The organism is Streptomyces europaeiscabiei (assembly GCF_036346855.1).
GTDB classification, from domain to species: Bacteria; Actinomycetota; Actinomycetes; order Streptomycetales; family Streptomycetaceae; genus Streptomyces; species Streptomyces europaeiscabiei.
This window is the reverse complement of sequence record NZ_CP107841.1, coordinates 7031310-7048867: the sequence shown is the minus strand read 5'-3', so window position 1 is coordinate 7048867 and position 17558 is coordinate 7031310. Positions and strand designations below refer to the sequence as shown.

Sequence of the window (17558 nt, the reverse complement as noted above, 5' to 3'; positions counted from 1 at the left end):
ATCCCCTTGAGGGCCTACGGCCTTCTCGGGCCGAAAAGCACAGGGCGCAGCCCCTGTTTTCCAGGGGCGGCGGGGACCGCGCGACCAGCCCCCACCGAACCCGCGCCTGCCCACCCACCCCGAACCGTCCCACGCGACGGGGGTCGAAGGGGCACAGCCCCTGGGGAAGGGAATGGGTAGGGGCGGCGGGGGCGAAGAACCACCCCGCACCGCCCCAAAAAATCAGCGCCGAGCCACACCCTCGGCCCGAGCCGCCGCGGCGACCGCCGCGGTCACCGCCGGGGCGACCCGCTCGTCGAAGGGCGACGGGATGACGTAGTCAGCGGCGAGGTCGTCCCCGACGACCGACGCCAGCGCCTCGGCCGCCGCGATCTTCATGCCCTCGGTGATCCGGGAGGCCCGCACCTGCAGCGCGCCCGCGAAGATCCCCGGGAAGGCGAGGACGTTGTTGATCTGGTTCGGGTAGTCGGAGCGCCCGGTCGCGACGACGGCCGCGTACTTGTGGGCGACGTCCGGGTGCACCTCGGGGTTGGGGTTGGCCATGGCGAACACGAACGCGTTCTGGGCCATCGAGGCCACCGCCTGCTCCGGGACCGTACCGCCGGAGACGCCGATGAAGACGTCCGCGCCCGCGAGGGCGTCCTCCAGGGAGCCCGAGAGCCCGGCCTTGTTGGTCAGCTCGGCAAGCTCCCGCTTGACCGGCGTGAGGTCCTCGCGGTCCGCGGAGACGATGCCCTTGCGGTCGGCGACCGCGACATCGCCGAGACCGGCCTCCAGCAGCATCTTGGCGATGGCCACACCGGCCGCGCCCGCACCCGAGATCACGGCCCGCAGATCGCCCAGCCCTCGGCCGGTCAGCTTTGCCGCGTTGCGCAGCGCCGCCAGCGTCACGACCGCCGTACCGTGCTGGTCGTCGTGGAAGACCGGGATGTCGAGGGCTTCCTGGAGCCGCTTCTCGATCTCGAAGCAGCGGGGCGCGGAGATGTCCTCCAGGTTCACGCCACCGAAGGAGGGCGCGAGTCGGACCACGGTCTCGATGATCTCTTCGACGTCCGTGCAGGCGAGCGCGATCGGCACCGCGTCGACGCCGCCGAACTGCTTGAACAGGATCGCCTTGCCCTCCATCACGGGGAGGGAGGCCTCAGGGCCGATGTCGCCGAGCCCGAGAACCGCCGTACCGTCCGTCACGACGGCGACGACCGACGACTTCCAGGTGTAGTCGTTGACCAGGTCCGGCTGCTCGGCGATGGCGGTGCACACCCGCGCGACGCCGGGCGTGTAGGCGAGGGACAGGTCGTCCTTGTCACGGATCGGCACGGTGGCCTGCACGGCCATCTTGCCGCCGCGGTGCAGCGCGAAGGCGGGGTCGAAGGAGTCGAGGGAATTGAGAGGCTCCCCTCCGCCCTCCTGACCCGTACTGCCGTCGCCGCTGTCGGTGCGAGGATTGACAATCTCCGCTGCCACTTTTTTTACCCCTTAGATCTTCATGGTTCGAGGGTGTTCCGCTCCCGGTTCGGGAGCGGGCGGGCACCGCGTAAGGCCCAGGTCACCGATACGTACAGCGACGCCTGCGGGCTCAGACGCGACGGGCGCGCCGCACACGCGCCCTGGGCCCCGGATGAGGGGTGTAAGGAACCTTCTTACCGGACGGACGGTACCGGCGACGAGTCCACACGTCCTCATACCTCGAAGGTCACAACTCGAAGGTCATTTGAAGACGATCATGGATCGTTCGACTCATCGACGGATGACGGGACAAGTCGGGTCACATCACGACAAGTCCTGTACGGCCATGAGTGCGGAGATCGCAGCCGACCGCATCCTGAGATGCGCCGAAGATCTTCCGGCCGGAAGGAGGAATCCCCGCACAGGATCCGGTGTGATCACCCGGTCCGCAGCGGTTCGTGGGTCATACGGGGGTCACCCGTTATCCGATTTTGACATGGCTGGTCATCTGAATGCACATGCCCGAATGGCAAGATGCCGTAATCACACGAGGTCGCCACACTCGAAGACGCGTGTTAATCGTCGACCTGTCGGCAACTCCACACCACCCCGCCGGAGGAACCCACCATGACCGCAAGCACCACCTGTCGTACGACCGGCCTGCGTTCCCGTACAGCCGCCGTCGGAGCGATCGCGGTCGCGGGCACCCTGCTGCTCACCGGCTGCGGTGACCAGACCAAGAGCAAGGACACCGGCTCCGAGACCGCCTCCACCAGCGCGGCCCCGCTCGCCGACAAGCTCCCCGCGGCCGTCCGGGACAAGGGCGTGATCAACGTCGGTTCGGACATCGCGTACGCCCCGGTGGAGTACAAGGACGAGTCCGGCAAGGTCGTCGGCATCGACCTCGACATCGCCGCGGCGATGGGCAAGCAGCTCGGCGTGGACTTCAAGTTCCAGAACGCCACCTTCGACACCCTCATCGGTGGCCTGGCGGCCAAGCGGTACGACATCGCGATGTCGGCCATGACCGACACCAAGGACCGCCAGGAGGGCATCGACGCCGACACCGGCAAGAAGGTCGGCACCGGCGTCGACTTCGTCGACTACTTCACCGCGGGTGTCTCGCTGTACACCAACAAGGGCGACGACCAGGGCATCAAGACCTGGGACGACCTCTGCGGCAAGACGATCGCGGTGCAGCGCAACACGTTCTCGCACGATCTCGCCAAGGACCAGGCGAAGAAGTGCAAGGACGACGGCGGCAAGGCGCTCAAGATCGAGGACTTCGCCACCAACCCCGAGGCCGAGACCCGGATGCGCTCCAAGGGTGCGGACGTCGTCTCCGCCGACTACCCGGTCGCCGCCTACTCGGTGAAGACCTCGGGCGGCGGCGACTACTTCGAGATCGTCGGCGACCAGGTCGAGGCCGGCCCGTACGGCATCGCCGTCGCCAAGGACAACACCGAGCTGCGTGACGCGCTGCAGGCCGCCGTCCAGGCGATCATCGACAGCGGCGAGTACGAGAAGATCATCAAGAAGTGGGGCGTCGAGGACGGCGCGATCACCGAGGCCAAGGTCAACGGCGGCTCCTGAATCTCGGCTCGGTTCTGAAAGGCAAAGGCTCCACCCGTGACTGTTGACGTCAGCAAGACGGACGGTCCCTCGGACACTCCCCCCGCCGGCCCGGAGGCCCTCAAGGCCATTCCGGTCCGGCACCCGGGGCGCTATGTGTCCGCGGCCATCGCGCTCGCTCTCCTCGGCTCGATCATCTACGCGTTCGCGCAGGCGAAGAAGATCAACTGGGGCGCGATCCCCGACTACTTCTTCGACGACCGCATCATCGAGGGTGTCCTGAACACCCTCCTGCTCACCGTGGTGTCCATGGTGATCGGCATCGTCGGCGGCATCCTGCTCGCCGTGATGCGGCTGTCCAAGAACCCGGTGACCTCGTCGATCGCGTGGTTCTACATCTGGTTCTTCCGCGGCACGCCGGTCCTGGTCCAGCTCTTCGTCTGGTTCAATCTGGGCCTGGTCTTCGAGTACATCAACCTCGGCCCGATCTACAAGGACTACTGGTCCTCGTTCATGACGCCGCTGCTGACGGCGCTGCTCGGCCTCGGTCTCAACGAGGCCGCGTACATGGCGGAGATCTGCCGTGCCGGTCTGCTGTCGGTCGACGAGGGCCAGACCGAGGCGTCGCACGCGCTCGGCATGAGCCACTCCAAGACCCTGCGCCGGGTCGTCATCCCGCAGGCGATGCGCGTGATCGTGCCGCCCACGGGCAACGAGGTCATCAACATGCTGAAGACCACGTCGCTCGTCTCGACGGTGCAGTACGTGGATCTGCTCAAGGCGGCCCAGGACATCGGCCAGGGCTCCGGCTCCACCGTGGAGATGCTGTTCCTCGCCGCCGCCTGGTATCTGATCCTGACCAGCATCTTCAGCGTCGGGCAGTACTACCTGGAGAGGCACTACGCGAAGGGTTCCTCCCGGACCCTCCCGCCGACACCGATGCAGCGTTTCAAGACGGCCGTGCTGCCCGTGCGCCGCCCGAAGGGAGTCTCGGCATGACCGCCATGGTGAAGGCCGAGGGCATCCACAAGTCGTTCGGCCCCGTCGAGGTCCTCAAGGGCATCGACCTGGAGGTGCAGACGGGCGAGGTGTTCTGCCTCATCGGCCCTTCCGGCTCCGGCAAGAGCACGTTCCTCAGGTGCATCAACCACCTGGAGAAGATCAACTCCGGACGGCTGTACGTCGACGGCGAGCTGGTCGGCTACCGCCAGAAGGGCGACAAGCTGTACGAGCTCAAGGACAGCGAGGTCGCGCTCAAGCGCCGTGACATCGGCATGGTGTTCCAGCGCTTCAACCTGTTCCCGCACATGACGGCCGCGGAGAACGTCATGGAGGCGCCGGTCCAGGTCAAGGGCGTCAGCAGGGCCCAGGCCCGCGAGCGCGCCCGCGAACTGCTGGAGCGCGTCGGTCTCGGCGACAAGGCGGGCAACTTCCCGTCCCAGCTCTCCGGCGGTCAGCAGCAGCGCGTGGCCATCGCCCGCGCGCTGGCCATGGAGCCGAAGCTGATGCTCTTCGACGAGCCGACCTCGGCGCTCGACCCGGAGCTGGTCGGCGACGTCCTCGACGTCATGCGCGACCTGGCCGAGTCCGGCATGACGATGGTCGTCGTCACCCACGAGATGGGCTTCGCCCGCGAGGTCGGCGACAGCCTGGTCTTCATGGACGACGGGGTGGTGGTCGAGTCCGGCAACCCCCGTGACGTGCTGACCAACCCCCAGGAGGAGCGCACCCAGTCGTTCCTGTCCAAGGTGCTGTAGAGCGGCGGCGAGACAGGAGTGAAGGGGCGGTACGGAATCCCGTACCGCCCCTTACTCGTGTACCGGTGCGGCGGCGCTCTACTTCACGGCCAGCACCAGCGAGTCGGAGGGCGAGGACCACACCGCGCGGGCCTCGGCAAAGCCCTTCTCGCGCAGGACGCGTGCGTGCCAGCCGACGCTCTGGACGTCACCGTCGGCGTGCTCTCCGTAGATCTCGAAACGGCGGGCCGTCGGCGCGGCGAGGAGAGGGTCCTGGGCGGCGAGCTGCCACCATTCGGCCCAGTCGACGACGCCGTCCGCCTTGGCTTGTTCCATACCCGCGTGACGGTGCGCGCGCTCCGCCGCGTTGATCCGGGGCGTCGTCTCGTCGATCATGTGGTCCGCGTTCATGAAGACACCGCCGTCGCGGACGAGTTCCGCGACCTGACCGTAGAGAGCGGCGAGGGGTTCGCTGTGCAGCCAGTGCAGGGCTGTGGCCGTCAGGACGGCGTCGTACGAGTCGTACGGCAGTCGCGTCGTCCAGTCGGGGTCGGTGAGGTCGGCGGTGACGAAGGTGACCCGCCGGTCGCCCTCGAACGTGCCCTCGGCGATGGTGAGGAGCGCCGGGTCGAGGTCCACGCCGGTACTGACGGCCTTCGGGAACCGCGCGAACAGTCTGGACGTGATGGAACCCGTACCGCAGGCGAGGTCGAGGACACGGGGCTCGGGGCCGGCGAAGGCCTCGACCATGTCGAGCATCACCCGGAACCGCTCCTCGCGGTCCGGCATGTACCACTCCTGCTGGCGGTCCCAGCTCTTCTGCCAGGCATGCCAGTCGGTTCCGGCCGTGGTGGTCATGAGGTCCCCTCTGTCCGCATACCGCATCTTCCGTCTACCACGTAATACCCTGTAAGTACGAGCAGCCATTACCTGACCCGCATCACGACCATAGAGCGCCCCCGTAAGGACTACAAGTGGAACTGGCCTATTACTCGGACTATGCCGTGCGGCTCGTCAACAGCGAGGAGCCGGGTCGCGGCAAGGACTCCCTGACCACGGTCGACGCGGTGCGCGAGCTCTTCGGTGCCAACCAGGACGCTGCCCGCCGGGCGGCGGACGCCGACCTGACCCGGTTCAGGGGCGTACGGGCCCGGCTGCGCTCGGTGTTCGAAGCGGCCGACGGCGGCGACGAGACGCTCGCGGTGAACCTCCTGAACTCGCTCCTGCTCGAGTTCCCGGTGAGCCCGCAGATCTCCGGTCACAACCACCGGGACGACGACGGCCGCCCGCTGTGGCACATGCATCTGGCGGACCATCCCTCGAACGCGACGGCCGGCTATGCGGCGACCGCGGCCATGGGCCTGGCCTTCCACCTCACCGAGTACGGCGTGGACCGGCTCGGCCTGTGCGAGGCGGCGCCGTGCCGCAACGCCTACCTCGACACCTCCACCAACCGCTCCCGCCGCTACTGCTCGGACCGCTGCGCGACCCGCGCCAACGTGGCGGCCTACCGGGCCCGCAAACGCCTGGAGGCGGACCGGTCGCCGAGCACGGGCCGGGCGGCCGAGAGCGCCCAGCGGGCGAGCGCGAACGGCGAGCGCTGACCGTCCGGCCGGGGCCGGTACCGGAACCGCACCTTGCCGAGGACGAGTTCGTCGGGGACGACCCCGTAGTCGGTGCTGTCCCCACCCGCGTACGTGTTGTCCCCGAGCACCCACCAGCCGCCGTCGCGCCGCTCGGCGATCCGCTTGACCACGAGCAGGTCCTGCTGGAAGGGGTGCCGCAGCACGAGCACGTCACCGACCCCGAGGCGGGCCCCGTAGTGGACGAGCAGCTGGTCCCCGTGACGCAGCGTGGGAACCATGGACGGTCCTGTGACCTCGGCCACCCCGAAGGGCAGGAGGGCCCTGCCCCGCTCACTCTCCTGCGACAGCTCCGGCATCCCCGGCACCTCCCCGGTCCGTTCCTCCACCAGTCCCAGTCTGACCCCGGACTTTTGTCCTAAGCCCATGGGGGCACTCGCGAAAACGACTCTCGCAGGGAGTAATGTCCCACCTGAGAAGACGATCACGAGGAAGGAATGCTCCATGCTTTCCCGCCTGTTTGCCCCCAAGGTGAAGGTCAGCGCCCACTGCGACCTGCCCTGCGGTGTGTACGACCCGGCCCAGGCCCGCATCGAGGCGGAGTCGGTGAAGGCCGTGCAGGACAAGATGGCCGCCAACGACGACCCTCACTTCCAGGCTCGCGCGACCGTCATCAAGGAGCAGCGCGCCGAGCTCGCCAAGCACCACGTTTCGGTGCTGTGGAGCGACTACTTCAAGCCTCCGCACTTCGAGAAGTACCCGGAGCTGCACCAGCTGGTCAACGACGCCCTCAAGGCCCTCTCGGCCGCGAAGGCGTCCACCGACCCGGCGACGGGCCAGAAGGCGCTCGACTACATCGCCCAGATCGACAAGATCTTCTGGGAGACCAAGAAGGCCTGATCTTTGATCACGCCATGTGACCTGCGATTTCCTTGGTCGTCTGGTCAACCGGTCCGCACCCGGTCCGCATGCCGCCGAGCACGGCGTCCATGACGGTCCGGGTGCGGTCTTCTTCGCCCGGCCACAGGTGCGCGTAGATCCGCAGGGACGGCGGAGGCGTGACCGAGGATGAGCTGGACCTGCTTGACGCTTGACCCGCCGGCGATGAGTGCGGAGGCGTAGAAGTGGCGAAGGTCGTGGGTCACCATGTGCGGCAGCTCGACCGCCTTGCGGTCCTCGCACGAGGCCGCCTCGTTCTCCGCCTTCTGCAGCGCCCGGCGAGCGCAGTTCCATTCGGTCTTCCAGCGACGGTAGTTGAGGGGTTCACCCTCCTCCATCGTGAAGAGCCATTCCTTCGTGGGCCGTGCGGCAAGATGCGCGAGGAGCGCGTCGGTAACGACCTCACCGACCGGGACCGTACGCCGGGACTTGCCGGTCTTCGGCGGTTCGATCAGGCCGGACTGCAGCCGCTGCCGCTCGACACGGATGGTGCCGCTCTTGAAGTCGATGTCCGAAACCTTGAGGCCCAGCAACTCGCCTATGCGCAATCCTGATCCGGCCAGGACGACGATCGCCGCGCGGAGGTAGGGCGGTATGGCGGAGGCCATCGCCTCGACCTGCGCGACGGTAGGTGGCATAACCTCCTCGTCGGGCATCGGCGGCAGCGTGATCGGCTTGCAGGGGCTGGCCGCGATGACCTTGTCTTCAACCGCGGCCGTGCGGCTACTGCAACACTCCGGCCTCCTCCGTACCCCAGTCGGCTGCCTCACCGCGGCGCGAGCCCCGGCCTGAGCACGTCGACCGGAGCCGCTGACGGCGGCGGATCAGGATGTGCCCGCTGATGCCCTCGCTACCCACGGCAGCGAGGGCATCCGTCGTCAGGCGGCACGCGCCGCGGACAGCCGCGAGGCCCACGTCGTGGCCTCAGCCAGGTGCTCGTGCAGCAGCCCCACACGGGGGTCGGGCTGTATGAGGACAGTCCCTGCTCCTTTGGCCGTGCGCTCCGCGGCCCAGGCGTGATCGAGGCCGGTGAAGTCGTCGTCGATCCAGATGGCCGGGGCGTCGCCCGGCCAGACATCGACGTGATCGCGTTTCCACAGGTAGCCATTGGGGTGGCTGGTCGTGATGTGAGGGCGCGGCAGGTCGACGTACGGAAGGTCCGGCAGGCCCAGGAGGGGCCGATGAGAGTGCCGGCGTCCTGCCGCCATCTGGTGCACCAGGCGGGGGTGACGAGGCCAGTTCGGATCACGTCCATGAGCAAGCGGCCATGGTCCGGGTGGAGCCAGACCGTGACCGGGTCGTCGGCGTCCCGGCCGGCGGGGACGACGTCGTGGCGGGAGTGGGTGGCCGGGGTAGCGCCCTCCGCGCCGGGGAACGGTATGAGGACGCCGTCGATGTCGAGGAGCAGGCAGGGCAGGCGCGTCGGTCCTCCAGGGGCCGGATGAACGCGGCTGTCAGAGCTTGCGGGCGCGGATCAGCAGGGTGGTGGGCCAGTGGCCCAGCCGGGGGTCGTGGAACTCCTGGGCCGAGGTGAGCCAGAAGCCCGACCGGCTGAGGTGCCTCTCCCACCGGTCCGTGGAGAATCCTCGGGCTTCAGCCCGAGGGGCAAGTCAACCCGGTATCTGTCGGCGGTACGACATCGTGATCAGACCGGCAGTGAAACTGACCGCCGCCACGACTGCCGCCACGACGCTGGTGGACTCCATCAGGAGAACCGCCCACGGGTACGGCCTCTGGTCTCCCGCCAGGCCGGTGACAATGCTGACCATCACGAACATGGTCGCCGCCGCGCCACCGGCGATCGGGCCGTACCAGCTGTGTACGAGGAGAGCGAGGCCCAGCACCATGACGGTGTTTCGTCCGCCCGCCACCGCTGTCGGCATGTCCAGGAACTCCCCGAGTGCAAACCCCAGTCCCGCCGCGCTCACCCCCAGAAGCAGGAGAGCCAGCCGGTCGACGACGGCGACCGCTCGCGCCGCTGTGGTTTCGGTGGCGATGAGGCGCCGGCTCATGCAGTACATCGTCGGAATGCACAGGATGAGCGGGACGAAGTTCATCAGCTTGATCGAGAAGCTGCCCTGCGCGGCGATCTGGGGAACCTTCGCCACGTCGTCGCGCACGAGTACAAGGAGGAGCGTCCAGGCGAACAGGGCCACAGGCAGCAGCCAGATTCTTCGTACGCGCGCCCAGAGGGTCAACGGTCCACCCCCGGTGCCATGTCCGCCGGATCCTCCAACTGCGGGCCCAGCGCTCGGCCCCGCTCGTTCTCGGCCTTGGCTCCCGCCCGGGCCTTCTCGTGGACCTGCTCGTCGCATGACTCGAGGTAACTCAACTGCTGCTTGTACCAGGCGTACTGCTTCGCCTCGGGGAGGCTGCGCACCCAGCGTGCCCGGTACACACCGCTGGGTCCGTAGCTGCGGGCGGCCTCTGCCTGTGACATCCCAACCGTCAGGCCGATCCAGGCGGAAGCGGCTCCGCGCCCCGGATAAACGTAGTCATCAGGAAGGTCCGGGCAGTCGTGGAGCCCTGTCGGAACCAAGGCGCTGACGTAGACGGCCCGGCTGCGGTGGCGGGTCACCGGCTTCTGGAGGAAGGTTCGCCAGGTGTCGCGTGCCAGCGGTAGATCCTCCGAGACGAAGGCCAGCTTCCGGGGTGGGGTGAACCCGACCTCTCGCAGGTGGGGCAGCGCGTGTTGAGCGGAGCGGTGCAGCGCGGGGATGTCGTCGGCGAACTCGCCGGGCACACAGATCACCGGGGCAGTTCGCTCACACGTCGTTGCCCAAGTGCGGGGAACGGTGGGGTCGGCGTAGCGCGGGGCGTCACTCACCAGAGGATACGACGCCCCGAAGCCCGCGAGGACGCAGCAGGCCACGGCGGCGGCGCGCAGCGCCGGACGTGAGAGCAGGCTGAGCGCGACAAGACCGAGCAGCAGCCCGAGAGCCAGGATCGCCGGTGCCATGAGGTAGGCGCGGTCCACGACATCCGTATAGGTCGGAGTGCTCATGTCGAATCCGGATATCGCCCGCAGCCATGGGATACCCAGCGTATAGGCGACGAAGACCCACAGCGCCGTGATCACCACCGCAAGGGGGCGGGCGATAACGGGCGGAAGGGAGAGCCCGAGGAAGAAACCGACTGCTACTGCGCTGAAGGGGATCGCAAGACTTCGGACCATTGGAACGGTGTCGTGGAGCCCTGGTGCGGGGCCTCCCAGATAGCTGATCACCAACAGGAAGGACGCCACCCAGCTGATGATCACCAGGGCCAGGGTGGGGGCCATCGCATCGACAAATATTCGCAGCAGGTGGCGGCTGGACGGGGCGGCTGTGATCCGAGCCTGGCGAAGCCTCCCTGCGTCCCAGGCGGCCACCAAGGCGATTCCCAGCGCGGCGACCTTCAGGGCCACCGAGACCACGACGATGGAATCCTCACCGGTGAACGGCATGGGCTGGTAGGCGGTGAAGTATATGGCCAGAGCCACCGTCGGGGCTCCGAGCCCGATGACGGCCGAGTGTCGAGCGAAGGGGAATCGGTTCACCACGAGATCGCCCCATCGATCTCGGTGAATTCCTGATAAGCGGAGGTGGCCCGCTGCTCGTCGGATGCCGCCGTCGCGCTCGCGTGGGAAAGGAAGTCCACCACCGTTCCCGAGAAGCGCACCTGACCGTCCAACAGAACCACGACCGATTCGTACGAGTTGGCGATGTCCGAGGTGTCATGGGTGGAGAGAACGATGTGCACCTCCTTCGACAGATCGGCGAGAATCTGGTGGAAGACCTGCCGCTGCCGGGGATCCATACCCGCTGTCGGCTCATCGAGGAGAAGGACCTCTGCGTCATGCACGAGGGCCTGCGCCACTGCGACGCGCCGCTGCTGCCCCCCGGAGAGTTCCTGGACCTTGTCATCCGCCCGATCGGCCAACTCCACGCGGTCCAGGGCCTTGAGAGCCTCACGCCACGCCTCGCGCCGGGGCATCCCCTTGAGCCAACCGGAATACGCGACCTGATCCCGGGCCGTGAGCCCCGGCACCTGCCCCACCTGCTGAGGCATCCATGCCACACGCCTACGGAACGCGGGCAGCGCGCGACGCCGGCCGGTGCTCAGGTCGCCATAGGTGACGGAACCGGAATCGGGGCGCAGCGCAGATGCGCACAAGCCCAACAGGGTACTCTTTCCCGCTCCGTTCGGCCCCAGGAGCACGGTCCGCCCGGGCGGCAGCGTATAGCTGAGATCACGCAGCACCGGGCGTCTACGCCGATAGGAGAAGAAACACTCGGACATCGAAATGGGCATGCGACACCTTGGTATTTCAGCGTGGGGGTGCCTCTGTCTGTTTCATCAAGAGGCAGGTGGAGACCTGCGTTTCAGGTCTCCACCCAGGTATTCAGAATCCAGTGTCACCTAGAACGACATACGGGTCCGATCGACGCTGATCGTCGGGCCGACCAGCGAACCGCCATCGACCTCGGTGATGCGGAAGTAGTAGTCGTGGCCCTCGGTTCCGGCACCCCACTCGCCGGACGACGTTCCACCGTTGAAGCATGCCGTGTACGTCTTTTCGTCGTATCCGGTGTCGGGTCCGATGACAGCACGACGCAGCTGAACAGTCACACTTCTGCCCAAGTCCGTATGGCATCCGGTGAAGTCCACCTTGTTCCGAGTACTTCACAACAGCCCATGGAAGCAACCATACCGATCCACTTCCAGGTATTACGGGTTCCGAACTTACGCACAGTTGTACCTCTTGTTCGGAATCGCGGGCAGGCGTGTGCATCGCGAGGTGAATTGAGCGAAGGCCGCATTGCCGGGAATCCCCTGCGAGGGCAATTGAGTGTACATCAACAGCGTTGGGCTTCACGGCAGTTGGTCTTACGTCGCGGTGTGTCTTGTTTTGCGTAAGCCCTGGTGGTCTTCGCGGAGATCTGCGACGTGGACCTCTCCCGCGACCTGTTTCCCGCGCGACCGACGAGGCCACCGAAGAACTCGATGCCTGGCGTCCACGGCCCAGGAGCCGGTCCGGTCTCTGGGTGTGTCGATCCCGGCTGCGCCGAGGTCGGTCAGTACCCGCTTGCGTGACGTGTCATCGCGCGAATTGCCTGGGCCGGCCCTGGTCTCGTCGCCCTTCTCGTGGCCGAGGTTTAGATGGAGGTTCAGGGCGTCAGCGCGCTGCACTCCGAGCCCAAGAAGGTCAGCCCTCTGGAGTCGACGTACGGAGTTCTGCGCGCGCAGGCGATGACTCCTCGAGATGGTGGCCATGGTCGAGGAGAAGCTTCACTTCACATACCAGTCCGCACACGGTCCGCAGGACACCCAATAAAGTCCATCGCACCCCGTCGCCAACAATCAAGAAAAGGCCGGGCCAGAGACCCACAGCAAAGATCACTGCAGGTCGCAGACCCGGCCGATTACTTGGAGACCAAGAAGGCCTGAACCTGCCTGTCTCAACCGCACCCGGTCCGTTTGCCGCCGTCCCGTACGGCGGTGTGACGGGCCGGGTGCGGTCGTGTTCCGGGCCGGCTGCCGAGGATGCCGGGCCGGGTGGAGGATGCCGCCGGACGGACCACCGCCAAGGCCGGCCCGCCGACGGCCGACGCGAGGTCGCCGAAGCCATGGACCTACCGATGGCTGCCGTCGGGAACCCGCCGAGCAGCAGTCCGCCCACGGCGGCGGTGGCCATGATCGTCCCGGGCGCCACGGCGCGCATACCGGCGACGGAGGCGTCCGCGAGCGTGACCGCGGCCGGCTGTTCCCCGTCCGGCCCGGGATCCTGGGCCTGGGGCACCCCGTGAGGCTGGGCGCTCATGACCGCGCGGCGCCGTCACCGTCGTCGTACCGGAAGCCCGTCCCGAAGGGGCGCCGTCGTCGGGCAACTCTCCCTACGGGCGTCACGCGGTGCCGTCGTAGTGCTCGACCCGGCCGTCATCACCGATCCGGACGGCACCGGTCGCCGGAGTCTCCTCGCTCCCGGTCGCCGAGCTCTCCTCGCTCCCCGAGGCGGTACCGTCTTGTCGCGCCTGCGCCCCACCCCCTGGAACTCCCCTGCGGAGGCCCCCGAGTGGGAGAGGTACCGCCCCCACTCCCCCGGAAGGCCGACCGCACTCGTACGGGTGATCGGGTCAACTCCGGGCCGGGCCGGGCCAGATCGCCGAGGCGTCGTCGCGGTCGGGGTCCGGGAGGCGGAGGGGGCGGACGGGGACGGTCCACGTGGAGGTCTCGGTGGCAGCCGTCCAGGGGGCGGGGTGGCCCGCGTAGGAGAGCATGGTCAGGGCGAAGACGCCGTCGGCGTAGATCTCGACGTACTCACCGATGGTCAGGATGCGCAGCGCGGCGGCCTGTTCGGGGAGGACGGTCTCGGCGAGGGGCGTGCCGTCGGCGCCGGTGACCCGGAGGTCCTTGCCGTCGCAGCCGACGGTGAGGGCGGGGCGGCCGGGATCGAGGGAGTCGGTGCGCAGGGTGACTTCGACCGGGCGGCCGGAGAGCGTGAGGTCGCCGACGGCGTGGAGGACCGGGTCGTTCGTCTCTTCCCCCAGCCAGGCGTCCAGGCCCGGCCACCACACCAGTTGGGGGGCCGAGTCCTCCCGCGTGACCAGGGACTTGGGCTGGGCGAGCATGCCTCGGCAGTGGTCGCCGGTGTCGGTCAGGCCGACGCGGCGGGGGGTGGTGTGCAGCACGACCCGGGAGCCGTCGGGAGCGGGGATGACGCGGGGGGCGTACGCCCCCGTGGGGCCGAGCGGGCCCCGGCGGATCCATGGGCCGCGCAGGCGCGGGGCCGTCCATGCCTCGAAGCCCCGGGTCGCGCCGATGGAGCCGAGGAGGAGCCAGGTGCCGTCGTCGAGGCGTTCCAGGACCGGGCATTCGAGTTCGTCGACGTCGCCGGGGGCGATCAGCGGTGGGTGGACCGTCCAGTGCTCCAGGTCGGGGGAGGTGGCGAGGGCGACGCAGCCGCCGACCTCCACGGGGAGGGAGGCGTCGCTCGCGCAGATCACCATCGCCCAGCCGTCGCCCTCGTCGTCGCGCACGACGAACGGGTCGCGCCAGCCCATGCGGTCGGCGGTGCGGTACCAGCGGGGGTCCGCCTCGACGACGGGTGTCGTGCCGTGGCGCCGCCAGCCCGTGCCGTCCGTGCGGTCGGAGTACGCGAGCCCCACGGACTGGAGCGGCCAGCCGTCCGGCGTCAGTCCGCTCACGCCCGTGTAGAACATCGCCATGCCGGTGCCGTGGCGCAACGGGTGCATCGTCCAGACCGCCTGCTGGTCGAAGCGGCCGGGCAGACCGTTGCCGAAGGCGGTGCCCTCGGGCCGCCAGCCGACCAGGTCGGCGGAGGTGGCCCGACCGTAGGAGGTCTCCATCCGCAGATGGTCGAACTCGGTGGTCCAGGGGCCCTGGAGATGCAGCACGGCATAGGTGCCGTCGTCGTCACGGAGCAGCGCGAAGTCGTTCACGCAGAGTCCGGGCGGGGCGTATCGCATGCGCGGCAGTCCTGTCGCTCGCAGCGCCCAAACGCGTGCGCTGGCCATGGTTCCTGAAGGTCTCGCTTGAGAATCAGCGCAAGTAAAACTGAACGCAAACGCTTGCGCAACAACGGGGGCGGGTCTACGGTCACGTCACCCCACAGCTCACACCGACGTGAAACCGGCGCGATATTCACGCGATGACGCCGTGCCCACGCCTACCGATGGGAGAAATCCGCCGTGACGGTCAGCATCACCGATGTCGCCACCGCCGCCGGGGTGTCGGCGTCCACCGTGTCCCGCGCGCTGCGGGGCCGGCCGGGCGTCTCGGACGAGGTACGCAGGCAGATCGCGGTCGTCGCCGCGCAGCTCGGCTATACGGCGTCCCGCTCGGCGTCCAGCCTGGCCAGCGGGCGGACCTACACGATCGGGGTCGTCGCCCCGTACATCGGCCGCTGGTTCTTCGGCACCGTGCTGGATGCCGCCGAGCAGGTGTTCAGCGCTGCCGGGTACGACGTCCTGCTGTACAACCTCGGCTCGCCCGAGGCTCGCAAGCGTTTCTTCACCATGCTGCCGGTGCGCAAGCGGGTCGACGCGGTGCTCTCGCTGCTCATCCCGGACGAGGACGAGTCCGCCGCCCTGCGCTCGCTCGGGGTGCCGCTGGCCTCCACGGTCGGGGGGCCCCGGCCCGGCTTCACGGTGGTCGGCATCGACGACCGGGCGGGCGCGGAGAGCGCCGTACGGCATCTGGCGAACCTCGGCCACCGCCGGATCGGCATGATCTCCGGGGCCAGCGGTCCACTGCACTGGACCACACCCCTCGACCGTCGCGCCGCCTATCTGCACGTCCTCGCCGAGGCCGGGATCGAGCACGATCCGGCTCTGGTGGCGGACGGCGACTACACCGTCGACGGCGGCGAGCGGGCGATGACCGAGCTGCTCGCCGCGTCCCGGCCGCCGACCGCCGTGTTCGCCCAGTCCGACGAAATGGCGATGGGCGCGCTGCGCGCGCTCAGGCGGCATCGGCTCCGGGTGCCGGACGACGTGTCCGTGGTCGGCTTCGACGACCACGAACTCGCCGACGTGGTGGGGCTGACCACCGTCGCCCAGCCGGTCGCGGGCCAGGGCGCGGAGGCTGCCCGGCTGCTGCTGCGGCAGCTGGACGAACCGCCAGCCGAACAGCCCGGCCACGTGCAGATGCCCATCCGGCTCGTCCTGCGCGAGACGACGGCGCCGCCGTACCCGCGCGGACCGCAGTGACTCCCCGCACCTCCGCACCTCTTGAGCTCCCCCACGCCGGAAAGTCCCACCCCCACGCCGGAAAGCTCCCCGCACCCCGCACCTCGCACCCTCATCCCGCACGGAGGCACACACCATGAGCCCGAACACCAGCTCGACCAGCCGAAGGTTTTGCCGCACGGCCCGTGCGGGCCTGGCCCTGGTCCTCCCCCTGGCGGCGCTGGCCGCCTGCGGCGGGGGCGGTGGGGGCGACACGTCCGCCGAGGCCGGCAGCGGTGAGGGGACGATCAGCGTCTGGGCCCACCAGGGGCAGAAGGCCGAGTCGGAGGCGCTGCAGAGCGCGGTGAAGTCGTTCAACTCCTCGCAGGACAAGGTCAAGGTCGAGCTGAAGCTGATACCGGAGACCGACTACACCAAGACGATCACGGCGACGGACGCCGACAAACTGCCGGACGTACTGGAGTTCGACGGCCCGACCATGGCGAACTTCGTCTACACCAAGAAGCTCGCCCCGATCGACGACTACGTCTCCGCCGAGACCCTCGACAACGCCACCGACGCGAGCAAGGCGCAGGGCGAGATCAACGGCAAGCACTACGGCCTGGGCATGTTCGACTCCGGGCTCGGCATGTACGGCAGCAAGAAGAAGCTGGACGCGGCCGGAGTGACGTATCCGAAGGGCGTGGACGACGCCTGGACGGCGGACGAGTTCGACGCGGCGCTCAAGGCGCTGAGGGCGAAGGACGCCGACGGCAAGGTCGTCGACCTCCAGGAGGGCAGCGGCTACGCCAACGAATGGGGCACCTACGGCTTCGCCCCGATCGTCTGGTCGGCCGGCGGCTCCCTGCTCAAGGACGGCAAGGCGGAAGGGGCCATCGACGCCCCGGCCGTGGTCTCGGCCATGAAGACCTTCCAGTCCTGGAAGACCTACACCGACGCGAACACCGACGGCAACGCCTTCGCCCGGGGCCGGGTCGCCCTGAGCTGGGTCGGGCACTGGATGTACCCCGCCTACAGCGAGGCGCTCGGCGACGACCTGGTCGTGCTGCCGCTGCCCGACTTCGGCGACGGCCCGAAGACCGGCCAGGGTTCGTGGTCCTGGGGCGTCGGCGCGAACTCCAAGAACGCCAAGGCCGCCGGTGCCTTCCTGGACTTCCTCCTCGACGACGCCAACGTCGGCGCGATGACCAAGGCCAACGGGGCCCCGCCCGCCACCAGGTCCGCGCTCGCCGCGAGCCCGCTCTACAAGGAGGGCGGCCCCCTCCAGCTCTTCGCGGACCAGCTCGCCAAGCCCTGCGGCGACAGCGACATCAGCAAGTCCTGCGTCGCCGTCACCCGCCCGGTGACCGCCGGATACCCCGTGGTGACCGCGAAGTTCAGCGAGGCCGTCAACTCCATCTACGGGGGCGCCGACCCGAAGGACGCCCTGGCCGAGGCCGCCCGCGCCATCGACCGGGACTTCTCGGACAACGCCGGTTACGAGATCCCGTAGTCACGAGCCCAGTCGGACCCATCGGACCCATCGGAGCCATCGGACCCACGGGTTCAGTTGGACCCGTCGGGTTCAGTCGAACCCATCGACCGGGGCGGGC

Annotated in this window: 16 protein-coding genes and 3 pseudogenes; 8 read left to right on the top strand and 11 right to left on the bottom strand. The window is 68.5% G+C overall.

What is annotated here, in order from left to right:
- Nucleotides 1–222: 222 nt before the first annotated feature.
- Nucleotides 223–1464, bottom strand: a complete 1242-nt coding sequence (locus tag OG858_RS30990; RefSeq protein WP_319066582.1) for an NAD(P)-dependent malic enzyme — start codon at nucleotides 1462–1464, stop codon at nucleotides 223–225.
- A gap of 609 nt (nucleotides 1465–2073) precedes the next feature.
- Here OG858_RS30990 and OG858_RS30985 point away from each other — a divergent pair.
- From OG858_RS30985 to OG858_RS30975, 3 genes are read left to right on the top strand one after another with little or no spacing between them, the layout of a single operon-like run.
- Nucleotides 2074–3039 (top strand): ABC transporter substrate-binding protein, encoded by a 966-nt coding sequence (locus OG858_RS30985; protein ID WP_319066580.1) that lies wholly within the window; start codon nucleotides 2074–2076, stop codon nucleotides 3037–3039.
- 36 nt (nucleotides 3040–3075) lie between these two features.
- On the top strand, nucleotides 3076–4017 hold the full coding sequence (locus OG858_RS30980; protein ID WP_319066578.1) for an amino acid ABC transporter permease: 942 nt from the start codon (nucleotides 3076–3078) through the stop codon (nucleotides 4015–4017).
- Entirely contained in the window at nucleotides 4014–4775 is a 762-nt protein-coding gene (locus OG858_RS30975) for an amino acid ABC transporter ATP-binding protein (RefSeq protein ID WP_037695195.1), read from the top strand. The genes OG858_RS30980 and OG858_RS30975 overlap by 4 nt, the downstream gene beginning before the upstream one ends.
- A gap of 78 nt (nucleotides 4776–4853) precedes the next feature.
- Here the strand turns inward: OG858_RS30975 and OG858_RS30970 are convergent, their stop codons facing one another.
- Nucleotides 4854–5612, bottom strand: a complete 759-nt coding sequence (locus OG858_RS30970; RefSeq protein ID WP_319269809.1) for a class I SAM-dependent methyltransferase — start codon at nucleotides 5610–5612, stop codon at nucleotides 4854–4856.
- A gap of 116 nt (nucleotides 5613–5728) precedes the next feature.
- Here OG858_RS30970 and OG858_RS30965 point away from each other — a divergent pair, with 116 nt between their 5' ends.
- Complete coding sequence (locus OG858_RS30965) at nucleotides 5729–6358, top strand: CGNR zinc finger domain-containing protein (protein WP_037695190.1); 630 nt, start codon at nucleotides 5729–5731, stop codon at nucleotides 6356–6358.
- On the opposite strand, the gene sodX is transcribed toward OG858_RS30965, so the two are convergent.
- Nucleotides 6262–6696 carry a nickel-type superoxide dismutase maturation protease gene (sodX, locus tag OG858_RS30960; protein WP_037696611.1) on the bottom strand — a complete coding sequence of 145 codons (435 nt, stop codon included), beginning with the start codon at nucleotides 6694–6696 and terminating at the stop codon, nucleotides 6262–6264. The two genes, OG858_RS30965 and sodX, sit on opposite strands and share 97 nt — an antisense overlap.
- 145 nt (nucleotides 6697–6841) lie before the next feature.
- Between sodX and sodN the strand changes: the two genes are divergently transcribed.
- Complete coding sequence (gene sodN, locus OG858_RS30955) at nucleotides 6842–7237, top strand: superoxide dismutase, Ni (RefSeq protein WP_005480378.1); 396 nt, start codon at nucleotides 6842–6844, stop codon at nucleotides 7235–7237.
- A gap of 7 nt (nucleotides 7238–7244) precedes the next feature.
- On the opposite strand, the pseudogene OG858_RS30950 reads toward sodN, so the two are convergent.
- The 7 genes and pseudogenes from OG858_RS30950 to OG858_RS30920 form a co-directional block, all read right to left on the bottom strand.
- Nucleotides 7245–7995: pseudogene (locus tag OG858_RS30950) on the bottom strand (tyrosine-type recombinase/integrase); the annotation flags it as partial.
- Nucleotides 7996–8154: 159 nt separating this feature from the next.
- Nucleotides 8155–8693: pseudogene (locus OG858_RS30945) on the bottom strand (hypothetical protein).
- A 37-nt stretch (nucleotides 8694–8730) separates the two neighbouring features.
- A pseudogene (locus OG858_RS30940) lies at nucleotides 8731–8859 on the bottom strand (SAM-dependent methyltransferase); the annotation flags it as partial.
- A gap of 27 nt (nucleotides 8860–8886) precedes the next feature.
- Nucleotides 8887–9474 (bottom strand): hypothetical protein, encoded by a 588-nt coding sequence (locus tag OG858_RS30935; RefSeq protein WP_143677378.1) that lies wholly within the window; start codon nucleotides 9472–9474, stop codon nucleotides 8887–8889.
- Nucleotides 9471–10757, bottom strand: coding sequence for a DUF7224 domain-containing protein (locus OG858_RS30930; RefSeq protein WP_328544232.1), 1287 nt, complete (start codon nucleotides 10755–10757; stop codon nucleotides 9471–9473). The genes OG858_RS30935 and OG858_RS30930 overlap by 4 nt, the downstream gene beginning before the upstream one ends.
- Before the next feature lie 53 nt (nucleotides 10758–10810).
- A complete protein-coding gene (locus OG858_RS30925; RefSeq protein WP_328544233.1) occupies nucleotides 10811–11569 on the bottom strand; it encodes an ATP-binding cassette domain-containing protein in 759 nt (252 codons plus the stop codon).
- Between the two features lie 108 nt (nucleotides 11570–11677).
- On the bottom strand, nucleotides 11678–11899 hold the full coding sequence (locus tag OG858_RS30920; RefSeq protein WP_328544234.1) for a hypothetical protein: 222 nt from the start codon (nucleotides 11897–11899) through the stop codon (nucleotides 11678–11680).
- Nucleotides 11900–12897: 998 nt separating this feature from the next.
- Here OG858_RS30920 and OG858_RS30915 point away from each other — a divergent pair.
- Nucleotides 12898–13065, top strand: a complete 168-nt coding sequence (locus OG858_RS30915; protein ID WP_328544235.1) for a hypothetical protein — start codon at nucleotides 12898–12900, stop codon at nucleotides 13063–13065.
- A 327-nt stretch (nucleotides 13066–13392) separates the two neighbouring features.
- On the opposite strand, the gene OG858_RS30910 is transcribed toward OG858_RS30915, so the two are convergent.
- Nucleotides 13393–14745: a glycoside hydrolase family protein gene (locus OG858_RS30910; protein WP_319066569.1), complete on the bottom strand. Its 1353-nt coding sequence runs from the start codon at nucleotides 14743–14745 to the stop codon at nucleotides 13393–13395.
- Between the two features lie 222 nt (nucleotides 14746–14967).
- Between OG858_RS30910 and OG858_RS30905 the strand changes: the two genes are divergently transcribed.
- Together OG858_RS30905 and OG858_RS30900 are read left to right on the top strand one after the other, a co-directional pair.
- Nucleotides 14968–15987 carry a LacI family DNA-binding transcriptional regulator gene (locus OG858_RS30905; RefSeq protein WP_086753627.1) on the top strand — a complete coding sequence of 340 codons (1020 nt, stop codon included), beginning with the start codon at nucleotides 14968–14970 and terminating at the stop codon, nucleotides 15985–15987.
- Nucleotides 15988–16102: 115 nt separating this feature from the next.
- On the top strand, nucleotides 16103–17458 hold the full coding sequence (locus OG858_RS30900) for an ABC transporter substrate-binding protein (protein WP_086753629.1): 1356 nt from the start codon (nucleotides 16103–16105) through the stop codon (nucleotides 17456–17458).
- Nucleotides 17459–17558 lie beyond the last annotated feature (100 nt).

Coding starts and splice junctions, on each gene's coding strand:
- sodX (WP_037696611.1), bottom strand. CDS start 6,696: ATGCCGGAGCTGTCGCAGGAGAGTGAGCGGGGCAGGGCCCTCCTGCCC.
- sodN (WP_005480378.1), top strand. CDS start 6,842: ATGCTTTCCCGCCTGTTTGCCCCCAAGGTGAAGGTCAGCGCCCACTGC.
- OG858_RS30975 (WP_037695195.1), top strand. CDS start 4,014: ATGACCGCCATGGTGAAGGCCGAGGGCATCCACAAGTCGTTCGGCCCC.
- OG858_RS30915 (WP_328544235.1), top strand. CDS start 12,898: ATGGCTGCCGTCGGGAACCCGCCGAGCAGCAGTCCGCCCACGGCGGCG.
- OG858_RS30925 (WP_328544233.1), bottom strand. CDS start 11,569: ATGCCCATTTCGATGTCCGAGTGTTTCTTCTCCTATCGGCGTAGACGC.
- OG858_RS30910 (WP_319066569.1), bottom strand. CDS start 14,745: ATGCGATACGCCCCGCCCGGACTCTGCGTGAACGACTTCGCGCTGCTC.
- OG858_RS30985 (WP_319066580.1), top strand. CDS start 2,074: ATGACCGCAAGCACCACCTGTCGTACGACCGGCCTGCGTTCCCGTACA.
- OG858_RS30900 (WP_086753629.1), top strand. CDS start 16,103: ATGAGCCCGAACACCAGCTCGACCAGCCGAAGGTTTTGCCGCACGGCC.
- OG858_RS30970 (WP_319269809.1), bottom strand. CDS start 5,612: ATGACCACCACGGCCGGAACCGACTGGCATGCCTGGCAGAAGAGCTGG.